General features: G+C 59.6%; 12 protein-coding genes, 3 tRNA genes and 1 pseudogene. 9 read left to right on the top strand and 7 right to left on the bottom strand.

Annotation, left to right across the window (positions count from 1 at the left end; all coding sequences use genetic code 11):
- Both F7P80_RS15475 and F7P80_RS15470 read left to right on the top strand, forming a co-directional pair.
- Positions 1 to 639, top strand: coding sequence for a CoA transferase subunit B (locus F7P80_RS15475; protein ID WP_058879580.1), 639 nt, complete (start codon positions 1 to 3; stop codon positions 637 to 639).
- A 112-nt stretch (positions 640 to 751) separates the two neighbouring features.
- Complete coding sequence (locus F7P80_RS15470; protein ID WP_058879579.1) at positions 752 to 2,113, top strand: HD-GYP domain-containing protein; 1,362 nt, start codon at positions 752 to 754, stop codon at positions 2,111 to 2,113.
- Between the two features lie 15 nt (positions 2,114 to 2,128).
- On the opposite strand, the pseudogene F7P80_RS15465 reads toward F7P80_RS15470, so the two are convergent.
- Together F7P80_RS15465 and F7P80_RS15460 are read right to left on the bottom strand one after the other, a co-directional pair.
- Positions 2,129 to 2,818 (bottom strand): annotated as a pseudogene (locus F7P80_RS15465) (carbohydrate ABC transporter permease); the annotation flags it as partial.
- An 11-nt stretch (positions 2,819 to 2,829) separates the two neighbouring features.
- Positions 2,830 to 3,900, bottom strand: coding sequence for an RNA-guided endonuclease InsQ/TnpB family protein (locus tag F7P80_RS15460; protein ID WP_151045929.1), 1,071 nt, complete (start codon positions 3,898 to 3,900; stop codon positions 2,830 to 2,832).
- Positions 3,901 to 3,921: 21 nt separating this feature from the next.
- Between F7P80_RS15460 and tnpA the strand changes: the two genes are divergently transcribed.
- On the top strand, positions 3,922 to 4,335 hold the full coding sequence (gene tnpA / locus F7P80_RS15455; RefSeq protein WP_151045927.1) for an IS200/IS605 family transposase: 414 nt from the start codon (positions 3,922 to 3,924) through the stop codon (positions 4,333 to 4,335).
- A gap of 261 nt (positions 4,336 to 4,596) precedes the next feature.
- On the opposite strand, the gene F7P80_RS15450 is transcribed toward tnpA, so the two are convergent.
- Both F7P80_RS15450 and F7P80_RS15445 read right to left on the bottom strand, forming a co-directional pair.
- Positions 4,597 to 6,654 carry a BCCT family transporter gene (locus tag F7P80_RS15450; protein WP_151045925.1) on the bottom strand — a complete coding sequence of 686 codons (2,058 nt, stop codon included), beginning with the start codon at positions 6,652 to 6,654 and terminating at the stop codon, positions 4,597 to 4,599.
- A gap of 208 nt (positions 6,655 to 6,862) precedes the next feature.
- The gene (locus tag F7P80_RS15445; protein WP_114070893.1) at positions 6,863 to 8,113 is read right to left on the bottom strand and encodes an aminotransferase class I/II-fold pyridoxal phosphate-dependent enzyme; all 1,251 of its coding nucleotides are present in this window, start codon (positions 8,111 to 8,113) and stop codon (positions 6,863 to 6,865) included.
- Between the two features lie 121 nt (positions 8,114 to 8,234).
- Between F7P80_RS15445 and F7P80_RS15440 the strand changes: the two genes are divergently transcribed.
- The 4 genes from F7P80_RS15440 to F7P80_RS15425 all read left to right on the top strand — a co-directional run bounded on the left by F7P80_RS15440 (position 8,235) and on the right by F7P80_RS15425 (position 11,907).
- Positions 8,235 to 8,705, top strand: a complete 471-nt coding sequence (locus F7P80_RS15440) for an EVE domain-containing protein (RefSeq protein WP_058879577.1) — start codon at positions 8,235 to 8,237, stop codon at positions 8,703 to 8,705.
- A gap of 33 nt (positions 8,706 to 8,738) precedes the next feature.
- Positions 8,739 to 9,473 (top strand): hypothetical protein, encoded by a 735-nt coding sequence (locus F7P80_RS16845; RefSeq protein ID WP_170265401.1) that lies wholly within the window; start codon positions 8,739 to 8,741, stop codon positions 9,471 to 9,473.
- A 98-nt stretch (positions 9,474 to 9,571) separates the two neighbouring features.
- Positions 9,572 to 11,512, top strand: a complete 1,941-nt coding sequence (locus F7P80_RS15430; protein WP_249041502.1) for a UvrD-helicase domain-containing protein — start codon at positions 9,572 to 9,574, stop codon at positions 11,510 to 11,512.
- Positions 11,513 to 11,586: 74 nt separating this feature from the next.
- Positions 11,587 to 11,907 carry a DUF2322 family protein gene (locus F7P80_RS15425; RefSeq protein WP_058879575.1) on the top strand — a complete coding sequence of 107 codons (321 nt, stop codon included), beginning with the start codon at positions 11,587 to 11,589 and terminating at the stop codon, positions 11,905 to 11,907.
- 136 nt (positions 11,908 to 12,043) lie between these two features.
- Here the strand turns inward: F7P80_RS15425 and F7P80_RS15420 are convergent.
- The 3 genes from F7P80_RS15420 to F7P80_RS15410 form a co-directional block, all read right to left on the bottom strand.
- Positions 12,044 to 12,120 (bottom strand) — tRNA-Gln (locus F7P80_RS15420).
- A gap of 38 nt (positions 12,121 to 12,158) precedes the next feature.
- Positions 12,159 to 12,235 (bottom strand) — tRNA-Gln (locus F7P80_RS15415).
- 38 nt (positions 12,236 to 12,273) lie between these two features.
- Positions 12,274 to 12,350: transfer RNA gene (locus tag F7P80_RS15410), tRNA-Gln, on the bottom strand.
- Positions 12,351 to 12,380: 30 nt separating this feature from the next.
- Between F7P80_RS15410 and F7P80_RS15405 the strand changes: the two genes are divergently transcribed.
- Both F7P80_RS15405 and F7P80_RS15400 read left to right on the top strand, forming a co-directional pair.
- A complete protein-coding gene (locus F7P80_RS15405) occupies positions 12,381 to 12,734 on the top strand; it encodes a hypothetical protein (protein WP_151045923.1) in 354 nt (117 codons plus the stop codon).
- A complete protein-coding gene (locus tag F7P80_RS15400) occupies positions 12,731 to 14,776 on the top strand; it encodes a M3 family metallopeptidase (protein ID WP_151045921.1) in 2,046 nt (681 codons plus the stop codon). The genes F7P80_RS15405 and F7P80_RS15400 overlap by 4 nt, the downstream gene beginning before the upstream one ends.
- Positions 14,777 to 15,209: the final 433 nt, after the last annotated feature.

The raw sequence follows: 15,209 nt of genomic DNA, 5'->3' as shown, positions 1-15,209 counted from the left end.
ATGCCTTGGACCCAAGACCAAATGGCCGCACGTGCGGCGCAAGAACTGGAAGACGGCTTCTACGTGAACCTGGGTATTGGCATCCCCACACTGGTAGCCAACCACACAGGCGACAAGGAAGTGTGGCTGCAGTCCGAAAACGGCATGCTGGGCATTGGCCCCTTCCCCACCGAAGACCAGGTGGATGCTGACCTGATCAATGCCGGCAAGCAGACCGTGACCACCATCCCAGGCTCATCCATCTTTGGCTCGGACCAGTCTTTTGCCATGATTCGCGGCGGCAAGATCAACCTGTCAATTCTGGGAGCCATGCAGGTCAGCGAAAAAGGCGATCTGGCCAACTGGATGATTCCGGGCAAGATGGTCAAGGGCATGGGCGGCGCCATGGACCTGGTCGCAGGCGTCAAGCGCGTCATCGTGCTGATGGAGCATGTGGCACGCAAGAAGGACGGCACGACCGACCTGAAGATCCTGCCCCAGTGCACGTTGCCGCTCACAGGTGTAGGTGTTGTGGACCGCATCATTACCGATCTGGGCGTGATGGACGTCACGCCCGAAGGTCTCAAACTGGTGGAACTGGCACCTGACGTCAGCTTTGAAGAAATCCAGAGCAAGACCGGTGTGACGCTGCTTCGCTGAGCGTTGACACTGCTGACAAACGCCAATGCCCGCACCATGCGGGCTTTTTCTTGTCTGGCACTGTGTGCAATCCACTACCATCGGCTGCCTTGATTCAGAGAATGGAGATTGCATGCAGGGAGTGAGCGTAGAGGAACCCGACGATTTGCTGGCTCCTGAGCGCCTGCATAACGACGCACACTTTCTACGCGCTGTCACAGACATGGCAGACAAGAAAGAAGTGGTGACGGGCGGGGCCATTTACTCTGAGACCGGCATCAAGCTGCTGGAAAAAGGTGTTCGGCTGGACAGTCGCCTGTACGAGCAACTGATCCAGCACAAGCTGGCCACCCCCATTGACGAGCAATTGCTCATACGCAATGGTGTGGATGTGCGTGCGATCGAGGAAGAGGTGCTGCGCCTGTGCTCCGAATCAGCGCTGGGTCGTTCACTGCAAGCTCATCTTGGTGCTGACAGCCACATGCTGCTGGAAGCTGTGCGCCAGATGCCATGGCCCTACCAGGCCAGCTTCAAGATGAGCGTCATGCGCGAACAGCTGCCCGTGCTGTACGCACACAGCATCACCATGATGATGAGCGCCGTGTACCTGGGCATCAAGTCCGGCATGAAGACGCGTGAATGTGGACAGCTGGCTGCTGCTGCGATGCTGCACGATGTAGGCATGCTCTACATGCCACCCAGCTGGCTGAACCGCAATCACAAACTGACAGACCAGGAGCGCAAGCATCTGGCCGCCCACTGCGTCACAGGCATGCTGGTGGTGCGCAACTGCAAGGCCTATTCACACGAGATTGAAGAGGCTGTGCTGGAGCACCATGAGCGCATGGATGGCAGCGGCTACCCGCGCGGCATCAGTGGCGATGCGATTTCGTCCATGGGCCGCATCCTGATGCTGGCCGAAGTGGTCTCTGCCTTCTACGACAAATACCGCGATATGCCCGCACAGCGGCTGTCCCTGGTGCTGCGCATGAACCACAACCGCTTTGACAGGCAGCTGATGCAGCATATCCACGCCATGCTCCGTGCAGATACAGCCCAGCCTGTACAGGCACGGGAGCACACACAGGCCGAAGTCCGGCGTGAGATTGCCACGCTGGCAGCGATTTTTCAGCAATGGATGCTGTGCAAGCGCCAGTTTCCGGAACGTTGGCAGGCCATGCCCAGTGGACGTGCTGGCGTTTACGTCGACGCACGTCTGGTGGCACTGGAGAAAGCGCTGGCCGAAGCAGGCTCACACCCCCGCCATCAGGCAGACTGGCTGGCCATGCTCGAGGAAGCCCCATCCAGCATGTCAGAGCTGGTGCTGATCAACCGCGAAGCCCTGTGGCAGGTTGAAAACTGTATTGACGCCTGCACACGCCGCTGGCCACAGATCGTGCAACACCCACAGAGCCTTTTTGAAAAGGCCATGGCGGAATGGATCAGCACCTGCAAGCAAGTGCTGGGCAGCAAGCCTGCAGCAGCGGATAGCTGAGCCGCCGCCCGCTGCTTACTTGATACCAGCCCGCATGAAGCTCTGCACAAACTGACGCTGGAACAGGATAAAAGCGATCAGCAGCGGCGCAGAAGTCATCAATGTGGCGGCGGTGATGGTGCTCCAGTCCACGCCCTGCTCTACGCTGGAAAACACCTGCAGCCCCACCGTCAGTGGGCGCGACTCCACGCTATTGGTAATGATGAGCGGCCACAGAAAGTTGTTCCAGTGAAAACTCACCGATACCAGCGCAAACGCGGTGTACACGGGCTTGGCCAACGGCACATAAACGCGCCAGAGCACCTGCAAAGTGCTGGCACCTTCCACGCGTGCGGCTTCGTCCAGCTCCTTGGGAATGCCCATGAAAGTCTGACGCAGCAAGAAGATGGCAAACGCTGAAGCAAAGTACGGCAGGCCGATGGCAAACAGCGTATCTACCAGCCCCAGGCGTGCCATGGTCTGGTAGTTCTCCACGAGCAGGATGTCCGGCATGATCATCAGCTGCACCAGCACCAGCGCAAAAGCCACGTTCTTGCCGCGAAACTCATAGCGTGCAAACGCAAAGGCCGCCAGCGTAGACAGCACCAGCTGCACCGCCAAAATCATGAGCACCAGCAGCGTGGTGTTCAGAAAGTAGCGCGCAAAAGGTGCCGCTTCCCAGGCATTGCGAAAATTCTGCAGCGTCCATGGCGCGCTCAGTTGACTTCCTCACCGCCCTAAAGGACGGTGATTCCTGCTTCCAGACGGCGAAGTCCCGCCGCGAGAATGTTCCTTGCAGCGTTGGTGTCGCGGTTATGCACCGCACCACAATCGCTGCAAGTCCACTCTCTTATTCGCAAACCTGCTCTACCTTTCGGACTGCTTGCGGGAATACTCCCGCAGCACGAACAAGTCTGGGTTGTGTAGCTTTCGTTGACTACTTCAAAGACGACACCGGCCTGCTGGCTCTTGTATTCCAACATCGTCTTTAGCATTGACCAGCCCGCATCCAGCGTGCTTTTAGCCATCTTGGTTTTAACCAGCTTTTGGCTGCTCACATCGCCCACAAAGATCGCACCGTACTCTTTTGTTAGCCGGGTGCTGAACTTGTGCAGCATGTCTTTGCGCTGGTTCGCAATCTTTGCGTGCAGGGCTTTGACACGCTGCTTTTTATGGGCACGCTGCGCAATGCCTAGCTTGGCCTCTAGCTTGCGATAGAAGCGTCCTTCGATACTTTGTCCATTGGAGGCTGTGGCAGCTTCTTTAAGCCCCAAGTCGAGACCAATGCTGCCTGTGGCAGTGCTGGGCTTGACCTGCACCTTGACCGCTACGCACAGATACCAGCGCCCGCGTGTGTCTTGCACAAAGCTGCCTGCCCGCAGCTCGTAGTCTGCCAGCCCGTAGCTGTCCCACAAGCTGAGCTTGTGGCCTGCGAACACAACCTGGCCTGCTTTGTACTTGACTCCACCGACCTTAAAAGGAATCCAGCCAAGGCTGTATTTGCTGCTCTTGGGGTTGCTCACACGCCAGCGCAGCTTGGCCTTTTTAAACTGCCTGCGCCTTAGTGCATATTCCTCACAGACAAGCTGCGCAGTTGCTGAGCCAATTTGCACCCCCTCGCATTTGCTGTAGCCCGCCGTGAGCTTTTGCAAGTCGTAGGCAGACAGCCACTTGAATCGCTCTCGGATAGAGCGATGGCTTGTCTCATTGCAAAAATTCCAGACCGTATTGACCTCGCGTGCCATTGCAGACAACACGCGAGCGTGTTTGTCTTTAATGCGCAACTTGAGGGTCTTGGTCGTTTCCATAGGGTAATTTATAGTTGGTCTATGGCAAATAATCAAGACTTACGATCTGGCAGACACTGTTTTTTCCAAATGCACGTTCATTTGGTCTTTGTTACCAAATACCGCAGCCATGTCTTCGATGGCGATGCCATCGAAAGGCTGCGGCTGCACTTTGCGCGGGTGTGTAAAGACTTTGAGGCAGAGCTAGTGCAAATGGATGGCGAAGATGACCACGTACACCTGCTGGTGCATTACCCGCCCAAGGTGGCCGTGGCAAGTCTCGTGAACAGTCTCAAGGGTGTCTCCAGTCGGATGCTGCGCAAGGAGCGCCCTGATATGGCGAAGAGGTACTGGAAAAACATGCTGTGGTCGCCTTCGTACTTTGCCGCGTCGTGTGGCGGTGCGCCAATTGACGTAATCCGCAGATATATCGAGCAGCAGCAAACACCCCATTGAATACCCATGCCCGCTTGCGCGGGCAGCGCTATCCTTCCCCGCCCAAATCAGACGGCTTGGCCTCCAAGTCGCTGCGCGACTAACTGACTTGGACGGGGCTTGTCGCGCATTCGGTCATGACGTCTTTACCCGAGGTAACCCGGGTAAAAGCCTGCATCGTCATAAAAATGTCATGAATTCACAAGCATGACATCAGCACCTGTCACACCCCCCATGCCACGTGTGTACTTGCGGCATGGGGGTATTCAGTGCAAAGGCGCGTTACTCCGTATGCCCGGGTGCGCGGTTGAGCAGCACGGTGCGCTGGTCGGCCATCAGCGAGAGGTAGCGCTCGTAGTTGCGCAGGATGTCAGCAATCAGCTCCTCCTGGCGCAGATACTGCACGTCATAGCCTTCACGGCCGTCTTCAAAGAAGGTGATGGGCTCCACCACGTGGCGGCGCACGTTTGCTTCGTCGTCCGTCACCTCGGTGAGCATGAAGCCCGGCAGTCTGCGTGTGACGGGTCGCACGCCATAGACAAAGTCACGCAGCCCGGTAATCGGCACGATCAGGCGCACAGAGCCTGCATCCGCACCCTCTGTCACTGCCGTGTCATCCTGCACCCGAGCATCTACGCCCTGCTTGCGCATTTCAGCCACTACTTCCTGCATGGCAGGCAGTACCGATACCTTAAGGAAGCGGTTGACATCTGCCTCTGTAGGCTGGCGCACGATCTGCTCCAGGCGCTTGCGCCAGTGCTGGCCTGTCCAGAAGCTGGTAGCAGGCGCCAGATCCTGCCCGGCATGCGCCAGGTCGGCCTTCATGCCGCGCCACAGGCCTATGCACAGCAGCACCATGATGGCGGCTACAGGCAAAGCGGTCACCAGTGTCATGGCCTGCAAGGCCTTGAGCCCACCGGCGAGCAGCAGCACCACGGCAGTCATACCCAGCACGGCCGCCCAGAACAGGCGCTGCCAGACAGGGGACTGTGGGTGGCCACGCGAAGCAATCGCATCCACCACATAGGCGCCCGAGTCAGCCGATGTCACAAAAAACAGGGTAATCAGCAAGACGGCGATCCACGACACAGCCTTGGCCAGCGGCAGATATTCAAAGAAGCGGAACAGCAGCGCATCCACATTGCTGGCCGTCGCTGACAGCGCGCCCTGCGCCACATGGGTGTCGATCCAGATCGCACCATTGCCAAACACGGTCATCCACAGCAGGTTGAACGCCGTGGGAATGAACAGCACGCCCACAATGAATTCACGCACCGTGCGGCCACGCGAAATACGCGCGATGAACATGCCCACAAAGGGCGACCAGGAGATCCACCACGCCCAGTAGAGGATGGTCCAGCCGCCAAACCAGCCATCGTCCTTGGCGACTTCATAGGTGAAGGTACGCAGCGACATGCCCACCAGGCTGGACAGGTAGTTGCCGATGTTTTCGCTGAAGGCCTGCAGCAAAAACACCGTGGGGCCACACAGCAGCACAAAGCCCAGCAGGGCAAACGTAATCAGCAGATTGACTTCTGACAGGCGCTTGACGCCCTTGTCCAGTCCGGAGGCTGCGGACAGACCCGCCAGCCCCACGACGACGACGATCACGGCGATACGAAACGCCGTGGTTCCTGTATCCCAGCCGGTCACCAGATTCAGGCCTGCCGCCAGCTGCAGTGCGCCATAGCCCAGTGTGGTGGCCAAACCGGCAATCGTGCCCACCAAAGCGAAGGCATCCACGCTGTGACCAATGGGCCCGTTGATGCGCTTTTGCAGCAGCGGGTACAGGCCCGAGCGCATGGTCAGCGGCAGGTTGTAGCGAAAGCCAAAATACGCCAGCACCAGCCCCATCACGCCATAGATGGCCCAGGCCTGAAAACCCCAGTGAAAGAAGGTAGAAGTCAGCGCCTCACGCGCAGCAGCCGGTGTGCCTGCCTCCTGCGTGGGTGGATTCAGGTAGTGCTGCAGCGGCTCACCCACGCCGAAATACATCAGCCCGATGCCCATGCCAGCCGCAAACAGCATGGCCGTCCATGAGGCAAAGCTGAACTCGGGCTTGGCATCATCTGGCCCCAGGCGAATATCGCCATAGCGGCTCCAGGCAATCAGCACCAGAAACACCAGAAAACCCGTCACGGCCACGGTGTAGAACCAGTCGAAATTCGTCACCACCCAGGCCTGCGCGCTGCCAAACAGCTGGTCTGCACGCTGGGGATAAAAACCGCAGAGCACCAGCAGGGCACCGAGCACCAGCAAGGAAGGCAAGACAACGGCAGGGGCAAAAGTCATGCGCGGCTTGCGCGCGGCGGTGGTTGGGGCTTGAGTGTCAGGTTGCATAGGCAATAAGCATTGGTTAGCCAAGAAATGCCAACCAGTATGGAGGCAACAGCATGCGTCTGTACGTCAGACAAAGTTGTGAAGCCGACGAACAAAAAAATAGCTGCCAGCGCTTGAAATACAAGGGGTTTAGATAGTTTTATATCTGAAATTCTTTAAATTGAAGCGCAGGCAGCTCCTATTTAAGTAGCTTACAACTCAATTCAACTCAGTGCTGCCATGCCTGCCCAAAGGCCTGCTCCCAGGCCTGGGCCAGATCCTGCAGCAAGTCCTGCGTGTCTTCCAGACCAATGCAAAAGCGCACTACGGTGCCCGCCTGCACACAGCCACGGCCGTTGGCACGCATGCTGTCAATGTCGTAGGGCATGACCAGACTCATGGGGCCGCCCCAGCTGTAGCCAAGCTTGAACAGCTGCAGGCTGTCACAGAAACGGTCAATCGCGGCCTGCTCAAACCTGGCATCTATCACCACGCTGAAGATGCCAGCCGCTGCGCCCTGCCCCTGGTTGGCAGCGCCACACAGCTGCTGCCAGCAGGCATGCCCGGGCGCACCTTCAAACGCAGGGTGCAGCAGTTGCACCACGCCGCTCTGGCGCTGCAGGGCCGCTGCCAGCTGGCGTGCAGACTGGTCCTGTGCGTGGTAGCGCAGCGCCATGCTGGGCAGCGCACGCAGCACGGCTTCTGCATCATTGGCGCCAATGCCAATACCCAGACGCATGTGCGTGAGCTTGATGCGCATGTGCAGCGCCTGGTTCACGGTGGTGATGCTGCCCATGAGCACATCACCGCCGCCGCTGGGGTACTTGGTCAGCGCGTGGGCAGAGACATCCACCGCCAGACTGCCGCCATCGGCCAGCAAATCAAAAGGCTGGAAAGCCAGGCCTGCACCCCAGGTGTTGTCCAGCACCGTGGTCACGCCGCGCGCCTGGCAGGCCTGCACCAGCGCGATCAGGTCTGGAAACTCCATGCTCACACTGCCCGGCGCTTCCAGCCACACCAGCTTGGTCGCGGGGCTGATCCTGGCCTGCAGATCGGCCACATCCATAGGGTTGTACCAGGCATGGCGAATGCCCCAGCGCGCCAGCTCGTGCTCCGCAAAGTCTTTGTTGGGGCCATAGGCGTTGTCGGGAATCAGCACCTCATCACCGGCCGAGAGCAAACCCAGCGCCACGGTGCTGATGGCGCACAGGCCGCTGGGCACCAGCAGGCACTGCTTACCGCCTTCCAGGCTGCACAGGCGCTCTTCCAGCTGGTAGGTGGTCGGCGTGCCGTGCAGGCCGTAGGTGTAGCCGCTTTTGTCCAGCCAGCGGCGCGTGCGCATGTCCTGCACGCTGTCAAAAATGACGGTCGATGCCTTGTGCACCGCAGGCTGAGGGGCGGCAAAGGCCTGGGGGGGCTGGTAGCTGTGGTGCACCAGTTCGGTAGTGATGTGGCGAGCTTGTTCTTTCATGCCATACATATTAAGCGCCCCACCGCGCGGTAAAGGTTCGGCAGCGCGGCCACCCTGCGTGAAACAGACACACCGCCATGCCGTTGCACGTACGCGCACAAGGCATTGCCGCTGCCCTGACAATAGCGCCATGACCTGTACGCAATACTGGCTCATGAAGAACGAGCCCGACGAATACTCCATAGACCACGCCCTGCAGGCCCCCGGGCAACTCATGCCCTGGACGGGCGTGCGCAACTACCAGGCACGCAACTTCATGCGCGACCAGATGCAGGTGGGCGATGGCGTGCTGTACTGGCATTCCAGCTGCGCAGAGCCGGGCATCTACGGCATCGCACGCATTGCAGGCAATCTGCGCGTAGACCCTACGCAGTTCGATCCGGCCGATCCGTACTATGACCCCAAGTCATCCCCCGACAAGCCCCGCTGGCTGATGGTGGATGTGCAGGCCGTCAAGAAAACCCGCTATGTCTCCATTGCCGAACTGCGGGAGCATCAGGCGCTGGAGAACATGCGCGTGCTGCAGCGCGGCAATCGCCTGTCGATCACGCCTGTGACCCCGGAGGAATGGGACTACATCATGAACGTCATCCTCCGCTAAAAAATTAGCGTCTTCCCACAGAAAGCAGTACCTATGCGCGGTGCCCTGTTTGATTTCAGTTCCTGGTCGTCCATCCTCGTCACCATCATGAGTCTGCTGCTGATGACGCTGCTGATGATGGGCGTGCGTCTGCTGTTCATGCAGACCATTCAGAAAAAGCGCGAGCGCGAGAACCGCCAGATCAATGAACGACTGCGCACCCTGATTGCTGCCTACAAAACGCTGGGCAGCTCCTTCACCGGCAATCTGACCGTCAGCCCCGTGCATCTGCGGGATGCACGCACCATGACGCAGGCCGGAGAGCGCCCGGAAGATGAACCCACACCTTTTTTAGAACCCGATGAAGATGACGACAGCCCCGTTACCGGCGGCAGCTCCGAACGCCAGCGCCGCACACGCGATGCCGTAGAGGCCGCCTTGTCTGACATCATCTTGCTGGGTACCGAAGACCAGGTGCGCATGGCTGCACAGGCCGCCCAGGACCTGGTCGCGGGACGCCCCGTGCAAACTGCCATGCTGGCGAGCTCACTGCGCCAGTACATTCGCAATGCGCTGGATCTGGAAGCCATTCCCAGCGATGTAGCCATCCCTAACCAGGGCCCTTTGCGCCCCAACAGCGCCGGAGGCCCTGGCGGGCGCCGTGCGGGCAACACCGAAGGGGGTGCAGGCGGAGGCAACCGTGGCGGCGGTGGTGGAGCCGGTGGCGGCGGCATGGGGGGCGGTCTCGGGCTTGGCATGGGCATGGGTGCTCGCCGTCATGAAGACTGAGCATCTGCCGCACTTGCCTGCTCAGAACGCTCTGCACAACACACCGCTGAAAGCAGGCCTGGCCTGCACATTGACCAAGGACTGTTTGACACACAGTCATGCACTTTGAAACCATGCAACGCCCCAATGCTTTTCTGACCGACCACGGCCAGACACTGATGCTCTCCCACGAGCAGCAAACCATTGTCTACAGCGACGCGCCCTCTGCCATCATTGCCGCGCTGGCAGGCACTGGCAAGACCACCACCCTGGCATGCCGCGCGGTGCATGTGCTGCGAGAGCGGCCACAGACGCGCATTCTTGTGCTGGCCTGTTCACACGCCGGGGTGCAAGCCTTTCGCCAGCGTCTGGGCCAGCTGACGCAGGCCGTGCCCGCGAATCTGCACATCACCACGCTGGAGCGCTGGTGCGCACGCGTGCTGCGCCAGCATGACCCGGCCACACGCTTTCTGACCGACCCTGTAGCGCTGCGCGAGCAGGCCCAGCAAGCCCTACGTCTGCTGGAAGAGCAGCTGCAGCAACGCCCCGATCCACGCATTGAATTGCCGTCTGAAGTGGATATGCAAGCCTTTGCCGCCTTCAACCGCGCTGCCAAAAAGTCTTTGCTGCTGCAGCGTGTGCAGGAAGAAGGTGGTGATCTGGCTGACTTTTGCGACAACTACCAGCTCAGCTACACGCAGGCGCGGCTGTTTGCGGCCTATGAGCGCCTGCGCATCGACCACTGCGGCGATATCCGCTACTACGCCGAAGGCGACTGCACCTACGCCCTGGCACAGGACGATGCACCGCAGCTGCACGCCTCGTATGAGCTTGTGCTGTTTGACGAAATGCACGATCTGGACCTGGCGGCACTCACCGTGCTGCGCAAGCTGCTGCAGGCCACGCAGGCACGGTTTCTGGGCGCAGGCGACTTTAACCAGCACATTGAGGCCCAGGCCTGGTCTGTGTTTCAGGACAAGCTGCACCAGCTGGCCGACTTTCTACCCCTGCCCACGCAAAGCCTGCCGCTGACCCAGTCGCGCCGCTTTGGCCCGCAGATTGCACAGGCCGTCAACCAGTGGTTTGCGGTGGACATGAAGGCACCCAGCACACGGCGCAGCACCGTCACGCGCTGCAGCTACGAAAGCGATGCGCAATGCATCGCCCAGCTGCTGCAGGCACAGGCCAGCATTCCAGCAGCCCCTGCACAGCCTGTGCGGCCGCTCACCATCATCCTGCGCCACGCGCATGATGCCATCGCACTGGAATGGGCCATCCATCGCGCAGGCCAAAGCGTCAGCCTGCACGGTCTGAAGCCGTTCTACCAGCACCGCGATATTGCGCTGCTGCTGGGCCTGCTCTATGCCCACAGCATGCAGGCGGCTGACTGGAAGAGTACGCGCTGCATGCTGGGCACAGACATTCTGAGCGCCTTTATCGACGGTGCGCTGTACTTCGGCAAAGGCCAGATTCGCCAGCGCAGCAATGAGGAGGACAGCGATCTGGCCACCATGGCCGCGCAGATGCAGGCCTACCCACAGGCCATCTGGCGCTTTCTGATTGGTGAACAAAGCCTGCAAGGCGGCCAGCGCAACTTCGCGGCCTTTGGTAACTTTCTGCAGCTGCCGCTGGCACTGCAGGACAACGCAGCGCAGCTGCTGCAGCAAGCGGACATCTGGGGTCTGTTTGCAGCAACCCCCATGCCCGAGCAGGACCGCGCCCAGCTGCGAGCCCGTGTGCAGGCCTTTATTGCAGCCATTGCAGACATGCCAGTAGCCGATGTGCTGACCCACGTAGCCACCATGGCGCAGCGCCACGGCAAAACCCTGCGCCAAGGAGGCGGCTTTGCCTTTCAGCTGCTGAGCATTGAACAGGCCAAGGGCCAGGAATTTGACTACGTGGCCCTGCCCTTTCTGGAGCCCGGTCGCTTTCCTGCACCGGCAGAAAAAACCACAGCTTTTCTGGAGCGCAACCGCCTGTACGTTGCCATGACCCGTGCACGCCAACGCCTGTGGCTGATGGAAAATGCTCTGCGGCCTGTCCAGCCGTTTGATGCTTGATGCATAGGACGCACATTTTCACGGCAGCCTGCTGCCCGGCTGCCTTCTCATTTTTTTCTACTTGAAAGCGTTTCATGCCCTTCGCCGACAACTTGCAAACCCTTCCCGCCGTAGACCATATTGCCGAACTACAACTGCTGGATGCACAGGGCAACACTGTGGCCCGCATCCCCAACCTGCCCGGCAAGGCCGGTTCCGTGCGCGTGTACCACGCGCTCGCTGCAAAGCATGGTGGTGTCATCACTGCTGCCGCTGCGCAAGAAGGGCTGGTGCTGTTTGCCGAGCACACAGAAGCTGCGCGCCAGCACCCAGGCAGCCACCCGAATATCGACCGGCTGTTCGAAATCATTGCCAGCGGTCAGACCTTGCACGTACGCATCGTCGCCTTGGCTTAGGCAGACGGCCTGGCTCTGCATAGGGCCAGCCAGAATGCCGCTGATAGCACGCCTGACCACGGCAGCACATAGGCATTTATTTGTGCAACAGGCATAAAAAAAAACCCAGTCAGTGAACTGACTGGGTTTTGTGTTCTGGCAGGGGAGGAAGGACTCGAACCCTCGCATGCCGGAATCAAAATCCGGTGCCTTAACCAACTTGGCGACTCCCCTACGCGCAACTGATCTGCAAACAGACCGGCTACAAAATCTGGCAGGGGAGGAAGGACTCGAACCCTCGCATGCCGGAATCAAAATCCGGTGCCTTAACCAACTTGGCGACTCCCCTACACGCAACCGGCCTGCAAACAGACCAGCTACAAAATCTGGCAGGGGAGGAAGGACTCGAACCCTCGCATGCCGGAATCAAAATCCGGTGCCTTAACCAACTTGGCGACTCCCCTTCAGAGAAGCCGAGATTATGCACATAGTTTTTGGCCTCTCTGATCAAAAACGCTGTCAAATCTCAAAAAAATTTTCGAAAGATGTACCGAATTGCTGATGTTTTCAGCAATTCGCGCAAAGCTGCCGCACTCCAATGCGAAAGCGATACAGATCTCCAGCCTGAGCAGACAGTTCCACAGGCGCAAGCCCAAGCCAAACCGCATGCATCACAGTACAGGAGACTCCACCCTGCTGAACCAGATGATGCGCTGCTGACCCAACATCTTCTGCACACATCGAAAGCCTGGCAAACCGCACGTCCATCCAGCACCTGCAGCTATCAAGAAAATAGTTTTTATACGCCCTTGAAACACAGGCAGTTGGAGCAAAATGCTTTGCTATGACCAATGCTTTGCTTGAACCCTCTAGCCTGCCGCTGTTTGACCGCATCACGCCTGCAGACGTCGGCCCTGCCATCGACACCCTGATTGAGCGCGCCCAGGTGGCGCTGGAGACAGTCACAGCGCCGGACTTCCCCGCAGACTGGAACGCGATTGCCAAAGTGCTGGACGTCGCCACCGAAAAGCTGGGCATGCAATGGAGCGCCGTCAGCCACCTCTCCAGCGTGGCCGACAGCCCTGAACTGCGTGCCGCCTACAACGAAGCGCTGCCCAAAGTCACAGAGTTCTGGACCAACCTGGGGGCCGATGAACGCCTGTACGCCAAGTACAAGGCCATTGACACCACCACCCTTACCCCAGAGCAAAAAAAGGCGCATGAGAATTCGCTGCGCGGCTTTGTGCTCTCCGGCGCTGAGCTGCAAGGTGCAGACCGTGAGCGCTTTGCCAAGATTCAGGAGCGCAGCGCCGAGCTGGCGCAGAAGTTCAGTGAAAACACGCTGGATGCCACCGACCACTGGGCCTACTACGCCACCGAGCAGGAACTCGACGGTGTGCCCGAAGATGTGAAGCAGGCCGCCAAGGCTGCTGCCGAGGCCGATGGCAAGCAAGGCTACAAACTCACGCTCAAGATCCCTTCCTACCTGCCCGTGATGCAGTTTGCGCACAGCAGCGCACTGCGTGAAAAGCTGTACCGCGCCTATGTGACCCGCGCCTCCGAGCAGGCTGAGGGCGATCTGGCCAAGTACGACAACACGGCCATCATCCAGGAAATTCTGGCCCTGCGTCAGGAAGAGGCCCAGCTGCTGGGCTACCAGAACTTTGCCGAAGTTTCGCTGGTGCCCAAGATGGCGCAGTCGCCGCAGCAGGTCATTGACTTCCTGCGTGACCTGGCCCGCCGCGCCCGCCCCTACGCAGAAAAAGATGTGGCCGATCTGCGCGAGTTTGCCGCCAAGGAGCTGGGCATTACCGACCCACAGCCCTGGGACTGGACCTACATCTCCGAAAAACTCAAGGAAGCGCGCTATTCCTTCAGCGAGCAGGAGGTCAAACAGTACTTCACGGCACCCAAGGTGCTGGCTGGCCTGTTCAAGATCATTGAAAGCCTGTTTGACGTCAAGATCGTCAAGGACGAAGCGCCTGTCTGGAACAAGGACGTGCAGTTCTTCCGACTGGAGCGCAACGGCCAGCTGGTCGGTCAGTTCTATCTGGACCAGCCCGCCCGCAAAGGCAAGCGCGGCGGCGCATGGATGGACGATGTGCGCAGCCGCTGGCTGCGCCCCGACACAGGCACACTGCAGACACCTGTGGCCCACATGGTGTGCAATTTTGCCGATGGCGTAGATGGCAAGCCTGCCCTGCTGACGCACGATGACGTGATCACCCTGTTCCACGAATCCGGCCACGCGCTGCACCACATGCTCACGCAGGTCAACGAGCGTGACGTGTCCGGCATCAACGGCGTGGAATGGGATGCCGTCGAGCTGCCCAGCCAGTTCATGGAAAACTTCTGCTGGGAATGGAACGTGCTGCGCGACATGACCGCGCATGTGGACACCGGCGAGCCACTGCCCCGTGCGCTGTACGACAAGATGATTGCCGCCAAGAACTTCCAGGCCGGCATGGGCACGCTGCGCCAGATCGAATTCGCGCTATTCGATATGCTGCTGCACACCGGCGCCGCCAAAGATGGCGACTACCTGACACTGCTCAAGCAAGTGCGTGATGAAGTGGCTGTGCTGCCAACGACCGACTACAACCGCTCCACCAACACCTTCAGCCACATCTTTGCAGGTGGCTATGCCGCTGGCTACTACAGCTACAAGTGGGCCGAGGTGCTGAGCGCCGATGCCTACGCGGCCTTCGAAGAAACCCAAGGTTCGGACGGCACCGCCAGCCAGGAAACTGCGCAGAAGTACCTGCACAACATCCTGGAAATGGGCGGCAGCCGCAGCGCCATGGACAACTTCAAGGCCTTCCGCGGCCGTGAGCCCCAGCTGGACGCCCTGCTGCGCCACCAGGGCATGGCAGAGCCAGTTGCGGCATAAGCCGAGGCTGGTGCCAAGCCACAACAAAAGGAGACTGCGGTCTCCTTTTTGCTTCATAGCCCCCTCACCCTAACCCTCTCCCGTAAACGGGAGAGGGAACAAGCGCCCATCTGCTGGCGGTAGTGACTGCCCCTCACACTTGTGAGAGTGGGCTGGGATAAGCGCCACTTTCCCTCCCCCGCTGGGAGAGGGCTGGGGTGAGGGCCAGCCCGATGCATCTACACCTCCGACTGGTGTTTAGCGCCCCTGTGCTGGCGTAGTGACTCCCTCTCCCACTTGTGGGAGAGGGCTGGGGTGAGGGCCAGCCCACAACAAAAGGAGACTGCGGTCTCCTTTTTGCTTCATAGCCCCCTCACCCTAACCCTCTCCCGTAAACGGGAGAGGGAACAAGCGCCCATCTGCTGGCGGTAGTGACTGCCCCTCACACTTGTGA

Origin of the sequence: Comamonas kerstersii, assembly GCF_008801935.1 — a bacterium.
Classification (GTDB): Bacteria; Pseudomonadota; Gammaproteobacteria; order Burkholderiales; family Burkholderiaceae_C; genus Comamonas; species Comamonas kerstersii.
Note: the sequence above shows the minus strand (reverse complement) of the source record. Positions and strands in the feature narration are given on the sequence as shown.